The sequence below is a fragment of the Streptomyces odontomachicola genome (assembly GCF_039605595.1).
GTDB lineage: Bacteria > Actinomycetota > Actinomycetes > Streptomycetales > Streptomycetaceae > Streptomyces.
Map to the genome: position 1 here is coordinate 191,897 of NZ_JBCFOK010000009.1, position 23,868 is coordinate 215,764.

A 23,868-nucleotide genomic window follows, 5' to 3' on the forward strand; every position below is an offset into this window, starting at 1 on the left:
CCGCGTTTCCTGCGCTCTCCGATTTCCTGCGACGATCGCAGCATGACGAATTTTCTCATCAAGACCGTCGCCAACGCCGCGGCCCTCGCGGTCGCGATCTGGCTGGTCGGTGACATCACGCTGACCGGTGGCAGCACCGGTCAGCAGGTGCTCACCCTGGTGCTCGTCGCGCTGATCTTCGGCCTGGTCAACGTCGTGGTCAAGCCGATCGTGAAGCTGTTCTCGCTCCCGCTGCTGGTGCTCACGCTCGGCCTGTTCACGCTGGTGATCAATGCGCTGATGCTGCTGCTCACCTCGTGGCTCTCCGACAAGGTGGACCTCAGCTTCCACGTGGAGGGCTTCTGGACCGCCGTGCTCGGCGGCCTGATCATCTCCATCGTGTCCTGGGCGCTCAACATGATCCTCCCCGAGAGCGACTGAGCCCGGGACCGGGGCCCGCAGCGAGCGACCCCCGCCGACCCCCGACCCCCACCACCCCTCCGTACGAGATGGAAAGCATGTACAGCGTCTGTTTCGTCTGCACCGGCAACATCTGCCGCTCCCCCATGGCCGAGGCCGTCTTCCGCGCGCGCGTCGCGGACGCGGGCCTGGACGGGCTCGTCGAGACCTCCAGCGCCGGGACCGGCAGCTGGCACATCGGCGACCCCGCCGACCCGCGCACCAGCGCGGTCCTCGGCGCGGCCGGCTATGAACTCGACCACACGGCGCGGCAGTTCGGGCCCGACGACTTCGCGCGGCACGACCTGGTGATCGCGCTGGACGAGGGCCACGAGCGGGAGCTGCGCGGCATGGCCCCCACCGAGCAGGACGCGGCGAAGGTGCGTCTGCTGCGTTCGTACGACCCCGACGCCTCGGCCGACGGCCGCTGCGGCCTGGAGGTCCCCGACCCGTACTACGGCGGCACGGCGGCCTTCGACGAGGCGCTGGAGCTGGTCGAGTCGGCCGTTCCCGGGCTGGTCGCCGAGGTCGCGGCCGAGATGGAGGAGCGCGAGCAGCTCGTCGAGGGGTCCGGCTGATGGCCGCCGGGACCGGGCTCGCCGCGCGGGTGGCCCGGCTCGCCGGCGCGCGGGAGCCCGCCGGCGGGGCGCGGCCCGTGAGCGGCGGCGACATCTGCGACGCGTACGTGGTCGAGGTGGACGGCGTACGCGGCGAAGCGGCCGGAGAGGGCGGCGCGCGGCGGGTGTTCGCGAAGACGCGGGACGGCGCGCCAGACGACTTCTTCGCTGCCGAGGCCGCGGGACTGGCCCGGCTCGCGGGGACCGGCGCGGTCGCGGTGCCCGAGGTGCTGGCCGCCGAGCCCGACATGCTCGTACTGGAGTGGATCGAGCCCGGGTCCCCCTCCCCCGGGCAGGCCGAGCGCCTGGGCAGGGAGCTCGCCGCGCTGCACGACAGCACGGCGGAGCCGTACGGGACGCCCGGGCAGCCCTGCTACCTGGGCCCCTTGCCGCTGCCCTCGCCCGAGGAGCCGGTCACCGAGCCCGCGCAGTGGCCCGCCTTCCACGCGGCGTACCGGCTCCTCCCGTTCCTGAAGCAGGCAGCCGACCGCGGCGCGATCACCGGCGCCGACGCCCGCGACGTGGAGCGGCTCTGCGAGGAGCTGGACGCGGGCGGCGGCGGGCTCACCGGCCCTCCGCAGCCGCCCGCGGTGATCCACGGCGACCTGTGGGCCGGCAACGTGCACTGGGCCGCCGACGGCCGCGCCCGGCTGATCGACCCCGCCGCGCAGGGCGGCCACCCGGAGACCGATCTCGCGCTGCTCCAGCTCTTCGGCTGCCCGCAGCTCTCCCGTATCCTCGCCGCGTACGACGAGGTACGCCCGGTGCCGGGGCGTGCCGATCGTGTTCCCCTCCACCAGCTCCAGCATCTGCTGCTGCACGCCGCGCTGTTCGGGCCGGGGTACGGAGCGCAGTGCGGGGCCGCGGCCCGGGCCGCACTGGGCTGAGCGCCGGAAGGCACCGGTAAGCGCTGGTAGGTGCCGGTAGGCACCGGTAGGCACCGGTAGGCACCGGTAAGCGCTGGCAAGTACCGGTAAGCACCGGCCCGCACACCGCAAGCACTGGAGCACGACATGAGCACCGAGAACCCCGAGAGCCCCGTGAACGCCCCAGGTCCGGGCCGGGACAGCGACGCGACCCGGGTCGTGCGCGCCGGCCTCCCGGAGGAGGAGGCGTACGCGCCGCCGCTCCCCGGTCCCGTCTTCGCGGCGCACTTCCATCTGCCGGGCGACCCCGCGGGCGCCCCGTACGCCTACGGCCGGGACTCCAACCCGACCTGGACCGGCCTGGAGAAGGCCATCGGCGAGCTGGAGGCGCCCGGCGACGAGGACGTCGAGACCGTCACCTTCGCCTCCGGCATGGGCGCGATCTCCGCCGTGCTGTTCTCCTTCGCCAAGCCGGGCCAGACGGTCGTGCTGCCCAACGACGGCTACAACCTCCTGATCCCCCTCCGCGAGCGCCTGGAGGGCCTGGGCGTCGAGGTGCGCACGGCGCCGACCGCGAAGGACGCCCAGCTCGACGTGCTGGACGGCGCCTCGCTGCTGTGGATCGAGACGCCCTCCAACCCGGGGCTCGACGTGTGCGACATCCGCCGGCTCGCGGACGCGGCACACGAGCGCGGCGCCCTGGTCGCGGTGGACAACACGCTGGCCACCCCGCTCGGGCAGCGGCCGCTTGAGCTGGGCGCCGACTTCGCGGTGGCCAGCGGTACGAAGGCGCTGACCGGCCACGGCGACGTCCTCCTCGGCTATGTGGCCTGCCGCAACGCGGAGCTGGCCGCCTCCGTCCGGCACTGGCGCAAGATCGTCGGCGCGATCCCGGGGCCCATGGAGGCCTGGCTCGCGCACCGTTCGCTGGCCACACTCGACCTGCGCACCGCGCGCCAGGCGGAGAACGCCGTCGCGGTCGCGCAGGTCCTGAGCGAGCGCCCCGAGGTCACCGACGTGCGCCACCCCGGGCTGCCGGGCGACCCCGCGCACGAGCTCGCGGTGCGGCAGATGCGGCGCTTCGGGTGCGTGGTCTCCTTCACGCTGCCGGACAAGGACTTCGCCGAGCGCTTCATGGAGGAGCTGCGGCTCGCGGGCAACGCCACCAGCTTCGGCGGCGTACGGACGACCGCGGAGCGGCGCGGGCGCTGGGGCGGCGACGCGGTGCCTGACGGCTTCATCCGGCTGTCCCTCGGCGCGGAGGACCCCGCCGACCTGGTGGCCGACCTGCGCAGGTCCCTGGACGCGGCGGCGGGCTGAGCAGCGCGGACACGCTGAACGACCGCACCGCGCAGGGCAGTTGAAGCAGCGAACCCCCTAGGGGCTCCCGGGGGCGTGCGTACGCCTCCCCGCGAGCCCCCCGGGGGTCAGTGCTCGGGACCCCCGTAGTCCGGGCTGCTGTAGTCCGGGCTGGAGAAGCGCGGGCGGGCCCCGTCGTGCGCGGGGCCCGGCTCGGACGACGGGTGGCTGGAGAAGTCCGGGTGCGAATAGCCGAGCCGGGGAGTGCGCTGGACCTCCTCGTCGGGCTCAGGCTGCGGCGGCACATAGGCCACCGGGGCCTGCCCTGGACCCTTCGGGTCGGCGAGCGCCTCGCGCAGGAACGGCAGGATGCCCCGCTCCAGCAGCGCCTCGCGCCATGCGGCGCGCGCCTCGTCGACGGCGTCCGCTGGGCCCTCGGCCGCCGCGTCGTCGTCGGCGCCGCGCGGCGCCCGTATCGAACTCGCCCCGTTCCGCACCGCGGTGATCAGCAGCGCGAACATGCCGAGCACGACCCCGGCCAGCGCCAGCAGCGCGAAGACCCAGCCGATGCTGCGCATCGGCGCGGCCACCGTCGGCTCGGGCGTCATGATGTGCAGCAGGTAGCCGAGGGTCAGGAAGATCGCCGCCGCCGTGCCGGCGAGCACCGGCGCGAGCACCGAGACGATCGCGAGCAGCCCGGCGCCCCCCGCCTCGGCCAGTCCCTCGCCCATCGCGCCGGCCAGGCCGCCGACGCCGCCGCGTCCTTCGCCGCCCGCCTCGGCGCCCTCGGACGGACCGGCGAGCGAGGCCTCGGCCGGACCGACCGCGACCGGGGGCGCGTGCCCGTCGCCGCCGCCGGGGTCGGGGAGGGGTACGGGGCGCCGTGTCTCGTCGCGCAGTCGCACGAACCTGTCGTACTCGGCGGCCGCGCACGCGCAGATCGCCGTCGCCGCGCTCAGTGCCATCGTGCGCAGCTGTTCCGTATTGAGCCGCTGTCCAATCGCCGCCAGATCGCTCCGGCGGTGTGCGGTACGCAGAGCTTCATCGAGGACCCGCTCGAACTCGGGCCGGTCTTCGAGGAGCAGATGCGGAGCGCTGTTCATGTGCATCCCCCGATGCTCCGTAGGGCCGTATGGGGTCTCCTCCGGCTCGAACGGGATCGAGAACCGGAGGAAGGCCGGTCGACGGGCGGGGCGGTATCACGACAGACATCGGACACCCGTTGTGGCAGGACCGATGGTAGAGGGCGTCCGGCGCTCCGTGACAGGTGAATTCGGCAAATCGCTCTCCCCCCTGCGCCTGACCGGACTCCGCATCCCGCGCGCCACTTCCGTACGCCGTGGGTACGCCTGCCCCCGGAACGGCTATTCAGCCAGGGGAAGTTGGGTGACAAGGAGTTTTCCGGCCATCGTCACGCCCCCGTCCATGGCGACGGCGAGCCCGTCCGCGTACACCATCGGGCCGTTGACCTCGGGCGGCGTCTCCTCACCGTTCTCGTCCTCGCTGCCGACCTCGCCGAGCAGATACGGAATCGGGCTGTGACCGTGCACGATGCGCTCGCCGCCGAAGGCGTCCAGCAGCTCGCGCGCGGTCCGCGCGCCCGCCGCCTCGTCGCGGAAGGCGAACCGCTTGGTGAACTTGCGGAACAGGTCCCAGGTCTCGTCCGCGTCGTTGCGCTGCAGCGCCTCGGTCACCGCGTCGTTGACGGCGTCGATGGTGTCGCCGTACTCCCGATAGCAGGTGGCGTCCGAGTGCACCAGCAGATGGCCGTCGGTGAGCGCCATCGCGTCCAGCCGGGAGATCCACTGGACGTGGTGGTCCTCCAGGCGCTCCATGTCGCTGCGCTGCCCGCCGTTGAGCAGCCAGGCCGCCTGGAACGAGGCGGTGCCCGCGCCGGAGTGGACCGGGGTGTCCCCGAACCGCTTGGCGCCCAGCAGCAGCAGCTCGTGATTGCCCATCAGCGCCTTGCAGTAGCCGCCCGCGGCCGCGGCCTCGGCGGAGAGCCGCATGACGAGGTCGATGACGCCGATCCCGTCGGGCCCGCGGTCGGTGAAGTCGCCCAGGAACCACAGCCGCGAGGTGCCCGCGATCCAGGCGTCCTCCGCGTCGATGATCCCGGCCTCGCGCAGCGCGGCGCGCAGCTCGTCGAGATAGCCGTGCACATCGCCCACGACGACCAGCGGCCCGTCGCCCTCCTCCTGCGCCGCGGCGGGCGAGGGGGTGTCCACGAGGGTCGGCTCGGGCTCTGTCGCGCCCTCGCCGAGCACCGGGAGATCGCGCTGCGTCGGCGTGTATCCGTCCTGCTCCGGGGCCTGTTGAGGCTCCTCGGCCGCCTCGCCCGCCTCGTGGGCTCCGTGCGCCTCGTGTCCGCCGGGGACGCCCTCGTCCTCGCCGGAGAGCAGGGGCGCCGCGTGCTGGTCTTCGGGCATCTGCTCGCGCACCGCCTCCGGCTTCTGTACGTGCTCGGAACCGTCCCCCGACATGTCGGGCCACGGCAGCCTGGGCCACGCCATCCGCTCGCCCTGCTCCCGTCCCTGCTCCCGCGCCCGGGTCCGCTCCCGCCCCCGCTCCTGGACCTGTCCCCGCGCCTGCTCCTGCGTCCGTTCCCGTACGTGCTCCCGCGCCTGCTCCTGCGGTTGCTCCGGCGCCTGCTCCCGTGCGGTCTCCGCCGCGGGTACGTCCTGCTGGCGCGGCACCAGTGCGCGGGGCACCGGCGCCGTGGGCATCTCGTCCGGCGGCGGCTTCCTGTCGGCAGCGTGGAGCACGGGGATGGACTGCGGATGTCCCGTACCGGTCCCGGCGGTGGTCCGCACTTCGCCGTCCCGTGCACCGGGTCCCTGACCGGCCCCCTGAGTCATCGACCCCTCCACCATCACCGTCACGCGCCGCCGTGCACCTGCCGGGCCGGCACTGGTCGTAGGCGGGCCCCGGTGCGTTCGCCCATCATAGGAATGCCGGTCGCGGCTTGTGACGCACCTGGGGGTGGCAATTGCGGCCGGGCCCCCACCGGGCGGGTATTTCTCCTGTTTTCTGCGGTTACTCGCCCGGCCCGATCGCCGCCGCTCAGCCCCCCGGCCGGTCGGCGTGCGGAGCGGAACGGGGCGCGTTGACCTTCGCGGGCGCCGGTGAACGCTGCGATGAGGTACGGACGATGAGGTCGGTCGGCATCACCTGCTGGGTCGGCATGCCGTTGTCGATGCCCTCGATGGCGTCGATGAGGAGCTGGATGACGGTGTTGCCGATCCGGCCCGGTTTGAGGGAGAGGGTCGTGATGGGCGGTTCGGTGCTGGCGTACACGCTGGACTCGCTGCAGCAGACCAGCAGCAGGTCGTCGGGGACCCGCAGGCCGTAGCGCCGGGCGGCGGCGAGCAGGTCGGTGCCGTTCGGGTCGAAGAGTCCGTACACCGCGTCCGGGCGGTCAGGACGGGCCAGCAGCCGGTCGGCGGCCACGGCGCCCGCGCACGGGTCGTGCGCGGGGTAGGTCTCGTACACAGGGTCCTGTCCCGCGCGTTCGCACCAGTCGAGATAGGCCGTCGTGGACAGCCGCGTGTAGGTGTCGGTGCTGGTCCCGGTGAGCAGTCCGATGCGGCGCGCGCCGGACTCGGCGAGGTGGTCGAGCAGTCCCGTGACGGCCTCCTGGTGGTCGTTGTCCACCCAGGCGGTCACCGGCAGCTTGCCGCTGGGCCGCCCGTCGGAGACCACCGGGAGTCCGGAGCGCACGAGCTCGGAGACGACCGGGTCCTCGTCGGAGGGGTCGATGACCACGGTGCCGTCCAGCGCGACGTTGGACCACACGTCGAACGGGCTGTGCCGGGAGGTCGCGGGGAGGATCACCAGGGCGTACCCGCGGGCGAGCGCGGCCGAGGTGGCGGCACGGACCATCTCGGCGAAATACGCGAACTCGGTGAAGGTGAACGGTTCTTCGCCATAGGTGGTGACCGTGAGGCCGATCAGCCCGGACTTCCCCGTGCGCAGGGTCCGGGCCGCCGCCGAGGGGCGGTAGCCGAGGCGCTCGGCGACCTCGCGGACGTGCCGGCGGGTGGCGTCGGGCAGTCTGCCCTTGCCGTTGAGGGCGTCGGAGACAGTCGTGATGGAGACGCCGGCCGCCGCGGCGACGTCGCGGATGCCCGCGCGCCCGTTGAGCCGGCTTCCCCCTCGCCTCGCGTGGGGGGACGGCGTTGTCCGGCCCACCTGATGCTTCTCTGCTGCTGTCATGGCGAACCGATCGTAGGCCCGCGAAAGGGGCGCGGCAGGCCGGTCGCGGAGCCCGTTGAAGGGTACGTTTCTGCATGAACATCGGCCACCAACGACCATGGAAACACTGGAAGTTGGCCGGTCAGGCGGGTGCGGCATGTGCCACGAGCGCGTGCCTTCCCGAAGGATCAGGGAGAGCGGAAAGTGGTCTCAAGTCACCTTCACGAGCGATGCGCGCCACCGCTTCCGCCACCAGCGTGAAGGTGCGCCGGGGGCGTGGGTGCTTTCTCTGTACGCCCCTGACGGCATTCCTCTTAGGGTGTGCAGTATTGGAGCCCACGGGACGGTCATAGGAGGACCAGCGGTGAGCGAGAACACCCCGAAGCCGAAGCTGCGCAGCACCCTCGACGGTATCCCGGCGTATGTGCCGGGCAAGCCCGCGGCCGCCGGCGGCCCGGTCGCCTACAAGCTGTCCTCCAACGAGAACCCGTACCCGCCGCTGCCCGGCGTGCTGGAGTCGGTGACCGGCGCGGCCGGGAGCTTCAACCGCTATCCGGATATGGCCTGCACCGTTCTCCTGGACGAGCTGTCCCGGCACTTCGGGGTCCCGCGCGAGCACCTGGCCACCGGCACGGGGTCCGTGGGCGTCGCCCAGCAGCTGCTGCAGTCCACCGCGGGTCCGGGCGACGAAGTGATCTACGCCTGGCGGTCCTTCGAGGCGTACCCGATCATCGCGCAGATCTCCGGGGCCACCTCGGTGCGGGTGCCGCTGACCGAGGGCGAGGAGCACGACCTCGACGCGATGGCGGACGCGGTCACCGAGCGCACCCGGCTGATCTTCGTGTGCAACCCCAACAACCCGACGGGCGTGGCGATTCCGCGCGCCGACCTGGAGCGGTTCCTCGACCGGGTGCCGGACGACGTGCTGGTGGTGCTGGACGAGGCGTACCGCGAGTTCGTACGGGACGAAGACGTGGTGGACGGTCTGGAGCTGTACCGGGACCGGCCCAACGTGTGCGTCCTGCGCACCTTCTCCAAGGCGTACGGGCTCGCGGGGCTGCGGGTCGGCTTCGCCGTCGCGCACGAGCCGGTGGCCGCCGCGCTGCGCAAGACCGCGGTGCCCTTCGGCGTGAGCCAGCTCGCGCAGGAGGCGGCGGTCGCCTCGCTGCGCGCCGAGGACGCGCTGCTGGAGCGGGTCGAGCACCTGGTGGTCGAGCGTGACCGGGTGAGCAGGGAGCTGACCTCGCAGGGATGGACGGTCCCGGTCTCGCACGCCAACTTCGTGTGGCTGCGGCTGGGGGAGCGCACCGGGGAGTTCGCCGAGGCGTGCGAGCAGGCGGGCGTCACGGTGCGCCCCTTCCAGGACGAGGGCGTGCGGGTCTCCATCGGCGAGACCGAGGCCAACGACATCTTCCTGGAGACCGCCGCGTCCTTCCGCAAGACCATGAGCTGATCCGCGCGGCGTCCAATATCAGGTGACCGGCCTCCCTCGGTAGAGGGGGGCCGGTCCTTTCTTGCGACAAGTGGTCTGCCATCATCTCTTGTGAATGTGAACGCATTCACGACCGCTGTTGCGGTTGGGGACTTAGCCGGACAAAACCGGCACAGTACACGGGAGCACGGCGCGGCCTAAGGAGAGTCACGTGGACCTAGCTCTGGCGCCGGAGACACTGGCGCGCTGGCAGTTCGGCATCACGACCGTCTACCACTTCCTGTTCGTGCCCCTGACGATCTCGCTCTCGGCAATCGTGGCCGGACTGCAGACGGCGTGGGTGCGGACCAACGACGAGAAGTACCTCAGGGCCACGAAGTTCTGGGGCAAGCTCTTTCTGATCAACATCGCCATGGGGGTCGTCACCGGCATCCTCCAGGAGTTCCAGTTCGGCATGAACTGGTCGGACTACTCCCGGTTCGTCGGTGACATCTTCGGGGCGCCGCTCGCCTTCGAGGCGCTGATCGCCTTCTTCTTCGAGTCCACCTTCATCGGGCTGTGGATCTTCGGCTGGGACAAGCTGCCCCAGCGGATCCACCTGGCCTGCATCTGGATGGTCTCGATCGGCACGATCCTGTCGGCCTACTTCATCCTGGCCGCCAACTCCTGGATGCAGCACCCGGTCGGCTACCGCATCAACGAGAAGGCGGGCCGCGCCGAGCTCACCGACTTCTGGAAGGTGCTGACGCAGAACACCGCGCTGGCCCAGTTCTTCCACACCATGACCGCGGCGGCCATCGTGGGCGGCGCCTTCGTGGTCGGCATCGCGGCGTACCACCTGAAGCGGAAGAAGCACGTGCCGGTGATGCGGACCTCGCTGCGGATGGGGCTGGTCACGCTGGTGATCGGCGGTCTGCTGACGGTGGTCAGCGGGGACCGGATCGGCAAGATCATGTACGACCAGCAGCCCATGAAGATGGCCTCGGCCGAGGCGCTGTGGGACACCCAGGCGCCGGCGCCGTTCTCGATCTTCTCGTACGGGGACGTCGCGAAGGGGCACAACAAGGTCGCCATCGAGGTCCCCGGCGTGCTCTCGTTCCTGGCGCACGACAACTTCCACGAGGCCGTGCCCGGGATCAACGACACCAACAAGGCGCTCAAGGAGAAGTACAAGGACACCGTCGGGCTCGACGACTACCGGCCCAACATCCCCGTCGCGTACTGGGGCTTCCGGTGGATGATCGGCTTCGGGATGGCATCCACCGCGATCGGCGTGGTCGGGCTCTACCTGACCCGCAGGAAGCTGTGGCTCTCCGAGCGGCTGCGCACCGGGCCCGAGGACGTGCCGCGGCTCGCCCTCACCAAGGACCGCGAGCTGAGCGCCCGTTGGGGCAAGTGGTACTGGCGTGCCGCGGTGTGGACCATCCCGTTCCCGCTGATCGCGAACTCCTGGGGCTGGATCTTCACCGAGATGGGCCGCCAGCCGTGGGTGGTGTACGGCGTGCTGCCCACCTCCTCGGCCGTCTCCCCCTCGGTCTCCCAGGGCGAGGTGCTGACCTCGATGATCGTCTACACCGCGCTCTACGCCGTGCTGGCCGTGGTCGAGGTGAAGCTGCTCGCCAAGTACGTGAAGGCGGGCCCGCCCGAGCTGACCGAGTCCGACCTCAACCCGCCCACGAAGATCGGCGGCGACGACCGCGATCCCGACAAGCCGATGGCGTTCTCGTACTGAGGCGTACGGGACTGAGGAGTGCGTGATGGAACTGCATGACGTCTGGTTCGTCATCATCGCCGTGCTGTGGACCGGCTACTTCTTCCTGGAGGGCTTCGACTTCGGCGTCGGCGTGCTCACCAGGCTGCTGGCCCGCAATCGGCCCGAGCGGCGTGTACTGATCAACACCATCGGGCCGGTCTGGGACGGGAACGAGGTGTGGCTGCTCAGCGCGGGCGGCGCGACCTTCGCGGCGTTCCCCGAGTGGTACGCCACCCTGTTCTCCGGCTTCTACCTGCCGCTGCTGCTGATCCTGGTGTGCCTGATCGTGCGCGGCGTGGCCTTCGAGTACCGGGTCAAGCGCGAGGAGGACGCCTGGCAGACCCGCTGGGAGTGGGCGATCTTCATCTGCTCGCTGCTCCCCGCGTTCCTGTGGGGCGTGGCCTTCGGCAACATCGCGTACGGCGTGAAGATCGACGCGAACATGGAGTACGCGGGGACCTTCCTCGACCTGCTCAACCCGTACGCGATCCTCGGCGGGCTGGTGACGCTGAGCCTCTTCACCTTCCACGGCGCGGTGTTCACGGCGCTGAAGACGCTCGGGGAGATCCGCACCAGGGCGCGGAAGCTGGCCACCGTGCTCGGGCTCGCCACGGCGGTGCTGGCGGTGGTCTTCCTGGTCTGGACGCAGGCGCACACCGGCGGCACCGGCAGCCTGGTCGCGCTGGTCGTGGCCGTGGTCGCGCTGCTCGCGGCGCTGGGCATGAACCTCGCGGGGCGCGAGGGCTGGTCGTTCGCCTTCTCCGGGGTGACCATCGCGGCGGCCGTCGCGATGCTCTTCCTGGCGATGTTCCCGGATGTGATGCCCTCCTCGCTCAACCCCGAGTGGAGCCTCACGGTGTCCAACGCCTCGTCCACTCCGTACACGTTGAAGATCATGACCTGGTGCGCGTGCATCGCGGCGCCGCTCGTCATGCTCTACCAGGGCTGGACGTACTGGGTGTTCCGCAAGCGGATCGGCACCCAGCACCTCGCCCAGACCCCCTCGCACTGAGGGCTCGCGGGAAACCGAGGAGGCCGTTTCACGTGAAACCCGTCGATCCGAGGCTGCTGCGGCACGCGCGCGCCACCCGTGGATTCCTGGTGGCGTCCGTCGTGCTCGGACTGATCGGGGCCTGCCTGGTCATCGGGCAGGCGATGCTCATCGCGGAGATCGTGACCGGGGCGTTCCAGCGGGGCGCCTCGGCCGCCGACCTGCGCACACCGCTGCTGCTGCTCGCGGCGGTCGCGGTCGGCAGAGCGCTGGTCTCCTGGCTGACCGAACTCGCCGCGCACCGCAGCAGCGCGGCGGTCAAGTCCGAGCTGCGTACGAGCCTGCTGGAGCACGCCGGACGGCTCGGGCCCTCGTGGCTGGCCGGCCAGCGCACCGGCGAGCTGGCGAATCTGGCCACCCGCGGCATCGACGCGCTGGACGGCTACTTCGCGCGCTACCTCCCGCAGTTGGGGCTCGCCGTGGTGGTGCCTGTGGCGGTGCTGGCCCGCATCGTCACCGCTGACTGGGCCTCGGCGCTGATCATCGTGATCACGCTGCCGCTGATCCCGCTGTTCATGGCGCTGATCGGCTGGGCCACGCAGAGCCACATGGACCGCCAGTGGCGGCTGCTCTCGCAGCTCTCCGGCCACTTCCTGGACGTGGTGTCCGGGCTGCCGACGCTCAAGGTGTTCGGCCGGGCCAAGGCGCAGGCCGAGAACATCCGGAAGATCACCGCCGAGTACCGGAGGGCCACGCTGCGCACGCTGCGCATCGCGTTCCTCTCCTCTTTCGCGCTGGAGCTGCTGGCCACCATCTCCGTCGCGCTGGTCGCGGTGACCATCGGCATGAGCCTGGTGTACGGGAAGCTCGACCTCTACACGGGCCTGGTCGTGCTGATCCTCGCGCCCGAGGCGTACTGGCCGCTGCGGCAGGTGGGCGCGCAGTACCACGCGGCGGCCGAGGGCCTGTCCGCCGCCGAGGAGGTCTTCGCCGTGCTGGAGACCCCGGCGCGCGCCGAGGGCGGCGAGCCCGTGCCGGCCGTGCGGGACGGCGCGGAGATCGCTCTGGAGGGCGTGCGGGTACGCCACGAGGGCCGGGCCCGCGACTCGCTGCCGGAGACCACGCTCACGCTCCGGCCCGGCGAGACGGTGGTGCTCACCGGCCCCTCCGGGGTGGGCAAGTCCACGCTGCTGCGCGCGGTGCTGGGCTTCGAGCGGCCCGACGAGGGGCGGGTGCGGGTCGGTCCGGCCGACCTCGCCGAAGCCGACCTCGCGAGCTGGCACCGGCAGGTCGCGTGGGTGCCGCAGCACCCGCACCTGTTCGCGGGGACCGTGGCCGACAACGTACGGCTGGCCGCTCCGGACGCGTCCGACGCGGCCGTACGGGAGGCGCTGGACGCGGCGGCTGCGCACGAGATCGACGCCGGTACGGAACTGGGCGAGGGCGGTTCAGGGCTCTCCGCGGGCCAGGGCCAGCGCATCGCCCTGGCCCGAGCGTTCCTGGCCGACCGCCCCGTACTCCTCCTCGACGAGCCGACCGCGGCCTTGGACGGCGCGACGGAGGAGGCGGTGGTCGAGGCGGTACGGAGGCTGACGCGGGGGCGGACGGTCCTCTTGGTGGCCCACCGACCAGCACTTTTCGCGGCAGCGGACAGGGTGGTCACGCTCGCCGAGACTAGTTGTGGGCGTTCGTTCCGTCGGGGCGGAACGGGCGGGCACAACGGCGTGCACTCGCCAGCGCAGCGCACCCCCGCACCCGCCCAGGCGCAGGCGGCGCCAGCCGCCCCCGCCCCCGAGCCGGAGGCTCAAGAGACGCAGGCTCAAGAAGCGGAAGCTCAAAAAGCAGGCGCAACCAGCATGTTGGCCCGCGTCCGCGCCACCGGACGCCCCCTCTACGCCCGCTTCGCCCTCGCCCTCACCCTCGGCGCCCTCGCCCTGGGCAGCGCCGTCGGCCTCATGGCCACCTCCGGCTGGCTGATCTCCCGCGCCTCCCAGCACCCACCCGTGCTCTACCTCCTGGTCGCCGTCACCGCGACCCGCGCCTTCGGCATCGGCCGCGCCGTCTTCCGCTACGCCGAGCGCCTGGTCTCGCACGACGCCGTACTCCGGGTACTCGCCGGCCTGCGCGTCTCGGTCTACACGCGCCTGGAGCGCCTGGCGCCCGCCGGCCTGCGGCGTACCCGGCGCGGCGACCTCCTCTCCCGGCTGGTCTCGGACGTGGACACCCTGCAGGACTACTTCCTGCGCTGGCTGCTGCCCGTCGCCGTGGCCCTCGCGGTCGGCCTCGGCTCGGTCGGCTTCACCGCGTGGCTGCTCCCCGAGGCGGGCGCGGCCCTCGCGGCGGGACTGCTCTTCGCGGGCGTCGCGGTGCCCGCGCTCACCTCCGTACTGGCCCGCCGCACGGAGCGCCGTCTCGCGCCCGCGCGGGGCCTGCTGGCGACCCGTACCGTCGATCTGCTCACCGGCACGGGCGAGTTGACCGTGGCCGGGGCGCTGCCCGCGCGGACCGCGCGCGCCGGGGAGGCCGACGCGGCGCTGACCGGGATCGCCACCCGTTCCGCCGCGGCCACCGCGCTCGCGGCGGGGCTGACCGCGCTGGCCTCGGGGCTGACCGTGGCCCTCGCGGCGTGGGCCGGAGTGCTCGCGGTGCACGACGGGCGGCTGCACGGCGTGGCCCTCGCGGTCGTGGTGCTCACACCGCTCGCCGCGTTCGAGGCGGTCAACGACCTGCCGACCGCGGTGCAGCACAGGCAGCGGGTGCGCCGCTCCGCGGAGCGCGTGCACGAGGTGCTGGACTCCCCCGAGCCGGTCGCCGAGCCCGAACACCCGCGTACCGCTCCGGAGTCGCCGTTTCCCGTGAAACTGCGCGGGCTCACCGTCCGGCACCCGGGGCAGACCGGGGCGCCCGCGCTGGACGGCTTCGACCTGGAGCTGGAGCGGGGCCGCCGGGTCGCCGTCGTCGGGGTGTCCGGCGCGGGCAAGTCGACGCTGGCGCAGGCGATGCTGCGCTTCCTGGACCCGGAGTCGGGCGCGTACGAGCTCGGCGGCGTACCGGCGCGCGAGCTCGACTCGGACGCGGTGCGCGAGGCCGTCGGTTTGTGCGCGCAGGACGCGCACGTCTTCGACAGCTCGCTGCGCGAGAACCTGCTGCTCGCGCGCAAGGGCGCCGACGAGGAGGAGCTGCGCGCCGCGCTCGCCTCGGCCCGCCTGGAGGAGTGGGTGGACTCGCTGCCCGAGGGCCTGGACACCCGCGTCGGCGAGCACGGCGCGCGGATGTCCGGCGGCCAGCGGCAGCGGCTCGCGCTGGCCCGCGCGCTGCTCGCCGGCTTCCCCGTCCTCGTACTGGACGAGCCGGCCGAGCACCTGGACCTGCCGACCGCCGACGCGCTGACCGGCGATCTGCTGGCCGCGACCGAGGGGCGTACGACGGTGCTGATCACGCACCGGCTGGCCGGTCTCGACGCGGTGGACGAGGTGATCGTGCTGGACGGCGGGCGAGTGGCCGAGCGCGGGTCGTACGAGGTGCTGGCCGCGGCGGACGGGCCGTTCGCGCGGATGCTGGAGCGGGAGCGCGCGGTGGCCGGAGCGGTGCCGGGGTCGGTGGAGCTGCGGGCCGGGGCGTAGCCGCGGACCCCGGAGGTCCCTCGGGGGCGGTCGGCGGCTCGGTCGGCGGCTCGCTCGGATTCGCCGACTTTCTCCCGCAAACCGGACCTTTTAGGCTCGCCAGCATGTCCCCCAGCTCAGGCCGCGTACGCAGTACGGGGCCCGCCGACGCGCAGGCGGCCGACCGTGCGGCGGTCACCGCGACCACCGAGCTGGCCAGCCTGTCGCTGGACTCGGCAGCCCGGCTGCCCCGGCTGCTGGAGGCCATGGTCAGCATCGGTACGGGGCCCGAACTGCACAGCACCCTGGACCGGATCGTGGAGACCGCGGCCCGGCTCGGCGACTGCCGCTACGCGGCGCTCGGGGTGCTGGCCGACGACCCGGACGACGGGCTCAAGGACTTCGTGACCTGCGGGATGTCCGAGGAGCAGGTCTCCCGCATCGAGCACTACCCGGACGGCAAGCACGGGCTGCTCGCGGTGGTCATCGAGCAGGAGGAGCCGCTGCGGCTGCACGATCTGATGGCCGATCCGCGCTCGTGCGGCTTCCCGGCGAACCATCCGCCGATGCACAGCTTCCTCGGCCTGCAGGTCAAGGTCGGCGACGAGGTGTTCGGCAACCTCTATCTGACCGAGAAGCGCGGCGGGGACTTCACGGCGAACGACGTACAGCTCCTGCGGGTCCTCGCCACCCAGGCGGGCATCGCCATCGGGAACGCCCGGCTGTACGAGGCCGCGCGGCAGCGCGAGCGCTGGATCGACGGCAACGCGGCGATCACCACCTCGCTGCTGGCCGGCGACGGCGACGACGCGCTGGCCGTGATCGCCGAGCAGGCCAGGACGCTGGCGGAGGCGGACGGCGGTCTGGTGCTGCTTCCCACGGAGGAGGACGCGGAGGGGGAGCCGGGCGCCGACTCCGCTTCCGGCTCCGGCTCCGGCGGGGAGGGCGCGAAGCGCGGGCAGCAGGTGGTCGCCGCCTCGGCCGACCGCGCGCAGGGCCTGATCGGCACGGTGGTGCCGGCGGACAACGAGCTGCTGGGGACGCTGGAGTGCGGCGAACCGGTCTACCTGGACGACGCGGCGAGCGACCCGCGCATCCAGACCGGCGCGGGCCGTAGGTACGGCCCGGTCATGATGCTCCCGCTGCGCAGCGGGAGCCGGGTGCGGGGCGTGCTGGCGGTGGGCAGGGAGCGCGGCGGCAAGCCGTTCAGCGAGGCGGAGAAGGAGCTGGCCGCGCAGTTCGCCGCGCAGGCCGCGCTCGCCCTCGTACTGCTGGAGGCGCAGCGCGACAGGGAGCGGCTCGCGGTGTACGAGGACCGCGACCGGATCGCCCGTGACCTGCACGATCTGGTGATCCAGCGGCTGTTCGCGACCGGGCTGCGGCTGGAGAGCGCGCAGCGCAGGACGGTGGTGCCGCAGGTTGCCGAGGACGTCGCCAAGGCGGTCGACGAGCTGGACGCCACCATCGCCGAGATCCGCACCGCGATCTTCGCGCTGCGCCAGCACCCCGAGGAGGCGCCCTCGGGGCTGCGTACGCGGGTGCTGCGGGAGGTCGGGCTGGCCGCCGTACCGCTCGGCTTCAGGCCCTCCGCCTCCTTCGACGGCGCGGTGGACGCGCTGGTGCCGGAGCACATCGCGAAGGAGCTGGTCGCGGCCCTGCGCGAGGCGCTGTCCAACGCGCACCGGCACGCCGGGGCCTCCCGCATCGAGGTCGCCGTCGACGGCACCGCCGAACTCCCCGGCGGCCGCCCGGCCGTCCGCCTCACCGTCGCCGACGACGGCCGCGGCATGCCGGAGGGCGGCCGCCGCAGCGGCCTGCGCAACATCGCCCGGCGGGCGGAGAGCCTGGGCGGGGAGACGCATTGGGGGCCGGGTCTGGGCGGCAGTGGTACGAGCGGCGGCGGTACGGGTGGTGGCGGTGCTGGTGGCGGCGGTACGAGCGGTGCCGGCACCACGGTGAGCTGGACGGTCCCGCTGGACGGCGCGGCGGGGTGAGCCGCCGCGCGGTGCCCGGCGGCCGGCCGGTCAGCCGTTCAGCAGCCGCTCGATGACCGCGGCGACGCCGTCGTCCTCGTTCGAGGCGGTGCGGTGGGTGGTGGCGCCCAGCACCTCGGGGTGCGCGTTGGCCATCGCGTACGAGGTGCCGGCCCAGCCCAGCATCTCCAGGTCGTTGGGCATGTCGCCGAAGGCCACCACCTCGTCCGGCGCGATGCCCCGCTCCTCGCAGCAGCGCGCCAGCGTGCTGGCCTTGCTCACGCCGCGGCCGCTGATCTCCAGCAGCGCGCTGGGGCTGGAGCGGGTGAACTGCGCGTACGCGCCCGCCACTTCGCGCCCCAGCCGCAGGAACGCGTCGGGGTCCATCTCCGGGTGGTGGGCGAGCAGCTTCAGCACCGGCTGCTCGGCGATGCCCGCCTGGCCGGGGCCGGTCAGGCAGGGGACGTCGGAGAGCAGCTTCTCCGCCGCGGCGACCATCGCGCCGGGGTCGTGGTGGAAGGGCGGGTACGTCGGCTCGTAGTGGATCCCGCCGGTGCGCTCGACGGCGAAGCTGACGCCGGGGGCGGCGAGCCGCAGCGCGCGGACCACCTCCAGCGCGTCCGCGCGCTCCAGGGGCCTGAGGTCCACCACCTGGCGCCCCCTGTGCAGGTCCACCACGGCGGCGCCGTTGGCGCAGATGGCGAGGCCGTGGCCGTGTACGTGATCACTGACCACCCCCATCCAGCGCGCCGGGCGTCCCGTCACGAAGAACACCTCGATGCCCGCGACCTCGGCCGCGGCGAGCGCGGCGACCGTGCGCCGGGACACGGACTTGTCCGAGCGGAGGAGGGTTCCGTCGAGGTCCGTGGCGATCAGTCGCGGTTCCGGTCGCGGTCTCGGTCTCGGGGAGGCCGGGGGGTCCGGCGGCGTCGTCGCGGTCACGCGCACCATCTTCCCGCATATGCCGGAACAGGCGTGCGAAAGGGTGCCCCGATGAGCGCGCGCGCCGCACTTTGGCGCAATCGCGGCGTGCGTCGGCGCGCTCCGGGTTGGTGCGATCCAGGTCTGGGCGGGAGCGCCTCTTTACGCCGCATTCAGCCGGGAAGGTGGACAATCGGAGGCATGGCACCGGCACGTACGCGCTTCGCCCCCGACCGCGGCCTGACGACCCGCATGGTGACCACCATGTTCCTCATCGGGCTGCTGTACGTGGTGTTCGTGGGGGTCCTCTTCGTCGTGATGGGCAAGGCCTGGCCGCTGGTCGTGGTGATCGCGGGGGCGCTGTTCATCGCCCAGTTCTGGTTCAGCGACAAGATCGCGGCGTTCAGCATGGGCGCCCGCGAGGTCACTCCCGAGCAGGCGCCCGAGCTGCACGGCGCGGTGGACCGGCTGTGCGCGCTGGCCGACATGCCCAAGCCGCGGGTGGCCATCGCCGACACCGATGTGCCCAACGCCTTCGCCACGGGCCGCAACCGCAACAACTCCCTGGTCTGCGCGACCACGGGCCTGATGCGCCGACTGGAGCCCGAGGAGCTGGAGGGGGTGCTCTCGCACGAGCTGTCCCATGTCGCGCACCGCGACGTCGCCGTGATGACCATCGCCTCCTTCCTCGGCGTGCTGGCCGGGATGCTGACCCGGATGGCCCTGTGGGGCGGCCTCGGCAGGGTCGGCCGGCAGAACAACCAGGCCGGTCTCATCCTGATCCTCGTCCCCATCGTCAGCGCGGTGGTGTACGCGATCAGCTTCCTGCTCACCCGCCTGCTGTCCCGCTACCGCGAGCTGTCGGCCGACCGGGCCGGCGCCCTGCTGACCGGCCGCCCCTCGGCGCTCGCCTCGGCCCTCACCAAGATCAGCGGTGAGATGTCCCGCATCCCGACGAAGGACCTGCGCAAGCAGGAGGCGTTCAACGCCTTCTTCTTCGCCCCCGCGCTCTCCGGCGAGAGCATGGCGACGCTGTTCTCCTCGCACCCGCCGCTGGAGAAGCGGCTCGCGCAACTCGACCGCATCTCAGGCCAGTTGGGAAGGTGAAACGTGGGCTTCCTGGACACGCTGCTCGGCCGCAGCAAACCCGTACGCCCCGACCTCGACCGCCTCTTCGCGCTGCCCGCCGCGGCGGTGACGCTCCAGGCGGCTGAGGGGTACGTGCCGACCGGCGCGGGCTCCGTCTGCTTCGCGAGCGTGGAGGGCGGCGCGTTCGCCCGGCTCCAGAAGGAGGTGCGGGAGCTGCTGGACGCGGACGCCGGGTCGGACGCGCCCGTGGAGTTCAGCCAGGACGGCTACGGCTACACCTGGCTGCTCGCGCGGCAGCCGGACGGCGGCCTGTCCGCGCTGGTCAACGACCTGCACGCGGTCAACACCCTGCTCCAGGACGCGGGCTTCGGGCCCCAGCTCCTGTGCTCCCTGGTGGGCTTCCGCCCGGAGGAGGACGACGGCACCGGGAAACAGCCCCCGCTCGCCCTCGTCTACCTCTACAAGCGCGGCACCTTCTACCCCTTCGCCCCCGTGCCCGGCGCCTCGGAACAGCGCGACAACGCGCGCGAACTCCGCGTCCGCGGCCTGCTCTCCGACGACCTCCGGGTGGAGGAGGACCTCTCGCGCTGGTTCCCGGTGTGGGGGGCGCCGGGGCTCTGAGCGCCTGTTCTCAACTCCCGTGTGCGGGGCTGCTGTTGGGCCCGATGGCGGGCCCGCTGTTGGGTCCGCTGTTGGGCCCCGACGCCAGGCGGTCCATGGTGCGGGCCCGCACCTCGCGCTCGACGGCGGCGGCGATGAACTCCGCGATCCTCTCCTCGTCTTGGGCTTCGGCGCTGGCTTCGGCATCTGCCTCGGCGCCGTGCCCGCCCACCAGCTCGCGTACGGCCGCGACGGTGTCGGCGGGGAGGCGGACGCGGGTGTGCGCGGGGTCCTCCCCCGCCTCGTCGAGTACGTCGTCCCGTACGCCCTGACCTGCGGAATCGGTAACGGAGGCGACCGTACGCAGGTGGTCGCGGAGGTTGCGGGTGGCCAGGGTCCGCATGGCGCGGGCGAGTTCGGCGTCGACCGTCTGCTGGGCCAGCGGGCGCAGTCTGCGCACCAGGTCGGCGGCCTCGTCGGCGTCCTCGTCCGAGGGGCGCTGGCCGAGATAGCGCACGAAGACGTGCTCGTTGGTGAAGTCCACGAAGCGGGCCGCGATGTGCTCCACCTGGGACCGCAGCTCGCGCAGGTGCTCCGTGACGGCCAGCAGCGGCACCCCCGCGCGGTGCAGCTCGACGGCGACCTCCAGCTCCTGCGGGCTCGGCACCAGGAACTCGTCCGGCTTCCCCGCGCGCGGCACCAGCACCCCGAGGGCGACCGCCTCGGCGACGGCCTCCTCGTCCTGCGCGCCGCCGAACAGCCCCGACAGCTCCTCGCGGGTCAGCCGCCCGGCCTCCTCGTCCGTCCAGGGACCGTCCACCTCGGCCACGAGCCCGAGCACGCCGCCCAGCCCGCGGCCCTCGTCCCATGCCTGGAGCAGCTCCTTGATGGAGGCCAGGGTGTAACCGCGGTCCAGGAGCCCGGCGATCTGGCGCAGCCGCGCCAGGTGACCGTCGTCGTACACGTTGGCCCGGCCGCGCCGCTCCGGCCTGGGCAGCAGGCCGCGGTCCTGGTAGGCGCGGATCGTGCGCACCGTGGCACCGCTGTGGTGCGCCAGGTCCTCGATCCGGTACTCGGATCCGTACGGGGACAGGGACATCGCGGCTTCCTCCACTCCGTGCGCTGCGGGGCCCGCGACCGGCCGCGCCCCTGCGGCGACTCCACCGCCCTGTGCGGCGAACCCACCCGCGAAGGATGGTACGAGCGCCGGAAGCCGCACCACATCGCGGCTCCCGGCACGGGGTCGGGCGGCGCCGGACCCCGCAGGACCCGGCGCCGGCACCCCGCCGATGTCCTCACACCGGCGGCTTCACCCGGGCCAGCGCCCGCAGCGCGCGCGGGGCGAGGCGCGAGAGCAGGTGCGCGCCGCGGGCCTCCGGGGTCACCGGCACCACCGCCCTGTTGCGCACCACGGCGCGCAGCACGGCGTCGGCGACCTTCTCCGGCGGGTAGTTGCGCATCCCGTACATCCGGGAGGCGCGCTCCCTGTGGCGGCTCTGCTCCTGCTCGTCCGCGCCCGTGAAGCGGGTCGTCTTGGTGATGTTGGTGTTGACCAGCCCGGGGCAGACGGCGGAGACGCCGATGCCGCTGCTCGCCAGCTCGGCGCGCAGGCACTCGCTGAGCATCAGCACCCCGGCCTTGGACGTGGCGTACGCGGACATCGCCCGCGATGGCTGGAAGGCCGCGGCCGAGGCGGTGTTGACGATGTGGCCGCCCTGCCCGCGCTCGGCCATCCGCCGCCCGAACTGCCGGCACCCGTGGATGACGCCCCACAGATTGACGTCCAGCGTGCGCCGCCAGTCCTCGGCCGAGGTGTCCAGGAAGGAGCCGGATATGCCGATGCCCGCGTTGTTGACCAGGACGTCGACCGTGCCGTACTCCGTGGTCACCTTGTCGGCGAGCTTCTCCATGGCCTGCTCGTCGCTCACGTCGACGGCCTCGGCCCACGCCTCGGGCGCGCCCACCAGCCGCGCCATGTCGGCGGTGCGCGCCGCCGCCTCGGCGTCCAGGTCGACGGCGACGACCCGGGCGCCCGCCTCGGCGAAGGAGAACGCGGTCGCGCGCCCGATCCCGCTCCCGGCGCCGGTGACCAGCACGAGCTGCCCGGCGAACCGGTCCGCGTAGGGACCTGAGGGCGCCGTCTCCTCGCGCGCCGGTATCCCGTCCACGTGCGAGGACACGAACTCGCCGATCCACGCCACGAGTTGGTCGGGCCGGGTGCGCGGTATCCAGTGCTTGGCCGGAAGGGTGCGGCGGGTCAACTGCGGGGCCCACAGCTCCAGGTCGTCATAGAGCCGCTCGCTCAGGAAGACGTCGCCGGTCGGCGTGATGAGCTGCACCGGCGTGTGCGCATAGCAGTCGGTGCGCGGGCGGGTCAGCCGGGAGCGGACGTTGTCCCGATAGAGCCAGGCGCCGTGTGCCGCGTCCTGGGGCAGCGAGGCGGTCGGATATCCGGAGGAGGGCGGCAGCTTCTCCACGCGCTCCAGCATCTTCGGCCAGCGCTTGCCGAGCGGTCCCTTCCAGGCGAGCTCGGGCAGCACGGGGGTGTGCAGTGCGTACACATACCAGGAGCGGGCGCCCTGGCCCGCGGCCTGGGCGAGCCTGCGCGGGGTGGGCCGGGAGACGCGCTTCTTGATCCAGTGGCCGAAGTGGTCCAGGGAGGGGCCCGACATGGAGGTGAAGGAGGCGATGCGGCCCTCGGTCTCGCGCACCGTCGCGAACTCCCAGCCCTGCACCGAGCCCCAGTCGTGGCCGACCAGGTGCACCGGCTCGTCCGGCGAGACCGCGTCCGCGACCGCGAGGAAGTCGGCGGTCAGCTTCTCCAGCGTGAAGCCGCCGCGCAGCGGCTTGGGCGCGGTGGATCTGCCGTGCCCGCGCACGTCGTACAGCACCACGTGGAAGCGGTCCGCCAGGCCGCGCGCGACCTCGGACCACACCTCCTTGCTGTCCGGATAGCCGTGCACCAGCACGACCGTCGGCCGCCGCGCGTCGCCGAGCTCGGCCACGCACAGCTCGATGCCCTCCCGCGTGCGGACCCGGCTCTCCCGCGCCTCCGCCAGTCCGGCGAGCCCCGCGGGGCCCTCGCCCGGCCGGCCCTCGGTCTCCGTGCTCATGCGGCCTTCGCCTCCTCACGCCAGCGCCGCACATGCGGCAGATCGTCATCCAGCCAGAAGGCGCTCTCCTCGGGGTCCCGGGAGTCGGTGACGACCAGGATCTCCTCGAACTTCGCGCCGGTGCCGCGGAATCCCAGATGCGGCTCGACCGCCCACAGCCCGGGCCGCGGCGGGTGGTCGGAGAACCTGTACGGCGACCAGAGCGGGGACCAGCCGTCCCTGTGCCCGTGCAGCGCGTCCTTGGCCAGGCCCTTCAGCGAGTTGGTGCCGAACCCGAAGACGGTCGGCGACCAGCGGCGCTCGGCGACCCGGTCCACCTTGTGCGCGATCACGCCGAAGGGATAGGCGCGGTGCCTGTTGGCATACCCCTGGCGGACCATGAGCCGTTCGACGTCCTCGTAGATCGTGCGCAGCGTGCGGCGCTCGCGCACCCCGCGCAGGATCAGCTCGCGGTGCGCCTCCAGGTCGGAGAGCAGCCGGTCGTGCACGCGGTTGGGGCCGAGGCATCCGGAATAGCCGATGTCCGCGGTGTGCCCCTTGTATATGGGGGCCATGTCCAGGATGAAGGGCATCCCGGGCTCCAGCCTCCTGTTGGTCGGGAAGAACTGGAGCGGCACCTTGAACCCCGTGAACGCCGTGCGGTCCCCGAACCACGCGAAGGGCAGGTGGAACCAGTCCCGCACCCCGCGCTCGCGCAGCCACTCGCGCTGCATCCGCGCCGCGTCCCGCTCGGTCACCCCGGGCCGCAGCTGCGCGGCCACCGCCTCGGCGCACGCGTAACTGAGCTGCTGCACTTCCCTGAATCCGGCCAGCTCAGCGGAGAGCCGCCGGTCGTTCGCTGCTACGGGCATCGCCAACCGTCCGTCCCAGAGCGCAACTTGACACTGATGAATGTGACAACGCCGCGTGGCGGAGTCAAGGGGTGCGCAAAACCTGTGGATACCCGGGGTAACGCGCCCGTCCTCCGCCGCTGGGCCCAC

Annotated in this window: 18 protein-coding genes; 11 read left to right on the top strand and 7 right to left on the bottom strand. The window is 72.6% G+C overall.

Going from position 1 to position 23,868, the window contains the following annotated elements:
• Positions 1 to 42: 42 nt before the first annotated feature.
• The 4 genes from ABEE00_RS18635 (at position 43) to ABEE00_RS18650 (ending at position 3,241) form a co-directional block, all read left to right on the top strand.
• Entirely contained in the window at positions 43 to 420 is a 378-nt protein-coding gene (locus ABEE00_RS18635; protein ID WP_345746654.1) for a phage holin family protein, read from the top strand.
• Positions 421 to 497: 77 nt separating this feature from the next.
• Positions 498 to 1,016 carry a low molecular weight protein-tyrosine-phosphatase gene (locus ABEE00_RS18640; RefSeq protein ID WP_345746655.1) on the top strand — a complete coding sequence of 173 codons (519 nt, stop codon included), beginning with the start codon at positions 498 to 500 and terminating at the stop codon, positions 1,014 to 1,016.
• On the top strand, positions 1,016 to 1,942 hold the full coding sequence (locus ABEE00_RS18645; protein WP_345746656.1) for a fructosamine kinase family protein: 927 nt from the start codon (positions 1,016 to 1,018) through the stop codon (positions 1,940 to 1,942). Before ABEE00_RS18640 ends, ABEE00_RS18645 begins: the two co-directional genes overlap by 1 nt.
• Before the next feature lie 126 nt (positions 1,943 to 2,068).
• Positions 2,069 to 3,241 (top strand): cystathionine gamma-lyase, encoded by a 1,173-nt coding sequence (locus ABEE00_RS18650; RefSeq protein WP_345746657.1) that lies wholly within the window; start codon positions 2,069 to 2,071, stop codon positions 3,239 to 3,241.
• Positions 3,242 to 3,348: 107 nt separating this feature from the next.
• Here ABEE00_RS18650 and ABEE00_RS18655 read toward each other — a convergent pair whose 3' ends face one another.
• From ABEE00_RS18655 to ABEE00_RS18665, 3 genes are all read right to left on the bottom strand, one after another.
• Positions 3,349 to 4,329 carry a hypothetical protein gene (locus ABEE00_RS18655; protein WP_345746658.1) on the bottom strand — a complete coding sequence of 327 codons (981 nt, stop codon included), beginning with the start codon at positions 4,327 to 4,329 and terminating at the stop codon, positions 3,349 to 3,351.
• 255 nt (positions 4,330 to 4,584) lie between these two features.
• The gene (locus ABEE00_RS18660; protein WP_451918621.1) at positions 4,585 to 5,649 is read right to left on the bottom strand and encodes a metallophosphoesterase; all 1,065 of its coding nucleotides are present in this window, start codon (positions 5,647 to 5,649) and stop codon (positions 4,585 to 4,587) included.
• 634 nt (positions 5,650 to 6,283) lie between these two features.
• Positions 6,284 to 7,435, bottom strand: a complete 1,152-nt coding sequence (locus tag ABEE00_RS18665; RefSeq protein ID WP_345746659.1) for a LacI family DNA-binding transcriptional regulator — start codon at positions 7,433 to 7,435, stop codon at positions 6,284 to 6,286.
• A gap of 343 nt (positions 7,436 to 7,778) precedes the next feature.
• Between ABEE00_RS18665 and hisC the strand changes: the two genes are divergently transcribed.
• The 5 genes from hisC to ABEE00_RS18690 all read left to right on the top strand — a co-directional run bounded on the left by hisC (position 7,779) and on the right by ABEE00_RS18690 (position 17,186).
• Complete coding sequence (gene hisC / locus ABEE00_RS18670) at positions 7,779 to 8,867, top strand: histidinol-phosphate transaminase (RefSeq protein WP_345746660.1); 1,089 nt, start codon at positions 7,779 to 7,781, stop codon at positions 8,865 to 8,867.
• A 190-nt stretch (positions 8,868 to 9,057) separates the two neighbouring features.
• On the top strand, positions 9,058 to 10,578 hold the full coding sequence (locus ABEE00_RS18675; RefSeq protein ID WP_345746661.1) for a cytochrome ubiquinol oxidase subunit I: 1,521 nt from the start codon (positions 9,058 to 9,060) through the stop codon (positions 10,576 to 10,578).
• A gap of 25 nt (positions 10,579 to 10,603) precedes the next feature.
• Entirely contained in the window at positions 10,604 to 11,611 is a 1,008-nt protein-coding gene (gene cydB / locus ABEE00_RS18680; protein ID WP_345746662.1) for a cytochrome d ubiquinol oxidase subunit II, read from the top strand.
• A 32-nt stretch (positions 11,612 to 11,643) separates the two neighbouring features.
• The gene (gene cydD, locus ABEE00_RS18685) at positions 11,644 to 15,213 is read left to right on the top strand and encodes a thiol reductant ABC exporter subunit CydD (RefSeq protein WP_345746663.1); all 3,570 of its coding nucleotides are present in this window, start codon (positions 11,644 to 11,646) and stop codon (positions 15,211 to 15,213) included.
• Positions 15,214 to 15,317: 104 nt separating this feature from the next.
• The gene (locus tag ABEE00_RS18690) at positions 15,318 to 17,186 is read left to right on the top strand and encodes a GAF domain-containing sensor histidine kinase (protein ID WP_345746664.1); all 1,869 of its coding nucleotides are present in this window, start codon (positions 15,318 to 15,320) and stop codon (positions 17,184 to 17,186) included.
• A gap of 30 nt (positions 17,187 to 17,216) precedes the next feature.
• On the opposite strand, the gene ABEE00_RS18695 is transcribed toward ABEE00_RS18690, so the two are convergent.
• On the bottom strand, positions 17,217 to 18,116 hold the full coding sequence (locus ABEE00_RS18695) for an HAD hydrolase family protein (RefSeq protein ID WP_345746665.1): 900 nt from the start codon (positions 18,114 to 18,116) through the stop codon (positions 17,217 to 17,219).
• Between the two features lie 171 nt (positions 18,117 to 18,287).
• Here ABEE00_RS18695 and htpX point away from each other — a divergent pair, with 171 nt between their 5' ends.
• Together htpX and pspAB are read left to right on the top strand one after the other, a co-directional pair.
• Positions 18,288 to 19,193 (top strand): zinc metalloprotease HtpX, encoded by a 906-nt coding sequence (gene htpX / locus ABEE00_RS18700; protein WP_345746666.1) that lies wholly within the window; start codon positions 18,288 to 18,290, stop codon positions 19,191 to 19,193.
• A gap of 3 nt (positions 19,194 to 19,196) precedes the next feature.
• On the top strand, positions 19,197 to 19,796 hold the full coding sequence (gene pspAB / locus ABEE00_RS18705) for a PspA-associated protein PspAB (protein WP_345746667.1): 600 nt from the start codon (positions 19,197 to 19,199) through the stop codon (positions 19,794 to 19,796).
• Between the two features lie 10 nt (positions 19,797 to 19,806).
• Here pspAB and ABEE00_RS18710 read toward each other — a convergent pair whose 3' ends face one another.
• The 3 genes from ABEE00_RS18710 to ABEE00_RS18720 form a co-directional block, all read right to left on the bottom strand.
• A complete protein-coding gene (locus ABEE00_RS18710) occupies positions 19,807 to 20,874 on the bottom strand; it encodes a MerR family transcriptional regulator (protein WP_345746668.1) in 1,068 nt (355 codons plus the stop codon).
• A gap of 196 nt (positions 20,875 to 21,070) precedes the next feature.
• The gene (locus tag ABEE00_RS18715) at positions 21,071 to 22,888 is read right to left on the bottom strand and encodes an SDR family oxidoreductase (protein ID WP_345746669.1); all 1,818 of its coding nucleotides are present in this window, start codon (positions 22,886 to 22,888) and stop codon (positions 21,071 to 21,073) included.
• Complete coding sequence (locus tag ABEE00_RS18720) at positions 22,885 to 23,739, bottom strand: M24 family metallopeptidase (RefSeq protein WP_345746670.1); 855 nt, start codon at positions 23,737 to 23,739, stop codon at positions 22,885 to 22,887. Before ABEE00_RS18720 ends, ABEE00_RS18715 begins: the two co-directional genes overlap by 4 nt.
• Between the last annotated feature and the right edge of the window lie 129 nt (positions 23,740 to 23,868).

Excerpts from the sequence above, each read along its gene's own strand:
- ABEE00_RS18710 (WP_345746668.1), bottom strand. The coding sequence starts at position 20,874 with ATGTCCCTGTCCCCGTACGGATCCGAGTACCGGATCGAGGACCTGGCG.
- ABEE00_RS18695 (WP_345746665.1), bottom strand. The coding sequence starts at position 18,116 with ATGGTGCGCGTGACCGCGACGACGCCGCCGGACCCCCCGGCCTCCCCG.
- ABEE00_RS18635 (WP_345746654.1), top strand. The coding sequence starts at position 43 with ATGACGAATTTTCTCATCAAGACCGTCGCCAACGCCGCGGCCCTCGCG.
- ABEE00_RS18665 (WP_345746659.1), bottom strand. The coding sequence starts at position 7,435 with ATGACAGCAGCAGAGAAGCATCAGGTGGGCCGGACAACGCCGTCCCCC.
- ABEE00_RS18660 (WP_451918621.1), bottom strand. The coding sequence starts at position 5,649 with ATGCCCGAAGACCAGCACGCGGCGCCCCTGCTCTCCGGCGAGGACGAG.
- ABEE00_RS18715 (WP_345746669.1), bottom strand. The coding sequence starts at position 22,888 with ATGAGCACGGAGACCGAGGGCCGGCCGGGCGAGGGCCCCGCGGGGCTC.
- ABEE00_RS18720 (WP_345746670.1), bottom strand. The coding sequence starts at position 23,739 with ATGCCCGTAGCAGCGAACGACCGGCGGCTCTCCGCTGAGCTGGCCGGA.
- ABEE00_RS18690 (WP_345746664.1), top strand. The coding sequence starts at position 15,318 with ATGTCCCCCAGCTCAGGCCGCGTACGCAGTACGGGGCCCGCCGACGCG.
- ABEE00_RS18640 (WP_345746655.1), top strand. The coding sequence starts at position 498 with ATGTACAGCGTCTGTTTCGTCTGCACCGGCAACATCTGCCGCTCCCCC.
- cydB (WP_345746662.1), top strand. The coding sequence starts at position 10,604 with ATGGAACTGCATGACGTCTGGTTCGTCATCATCGCCGTGCTGTGGACC.
- ABEE00_RS18655 (WP_345746658.1), bottom strand. The coding sequence starts at position 4,329 with ATGCACATGAACAGCGCTCCGCATCTGCTCCTCGAAGACCGGCCCGAG.
- htpX (WP_345746666.1), top strand. The coding sequence starts at position 18,288 with ATGGCACCGGCACGTACGCGCTTCGCCCCCGACCGCGGCCTGACGACC.
- ABEE00_RS18645 (WP_345746656.1), top strand. The coding sequence starts at position 1,016 with ATGGCCGCCGGGACCGGGCTCGCCGCGCGGGTGGCCCGGCTCGCCGGC.
- ABEE00_RS18650 (WP_345746657.1), top strand. The coding sequence starts at position 2,069 with ATGAGCACCGAGAACCCCGAGAGCCCCGTGAACGCCCCAGGTCCGGGC.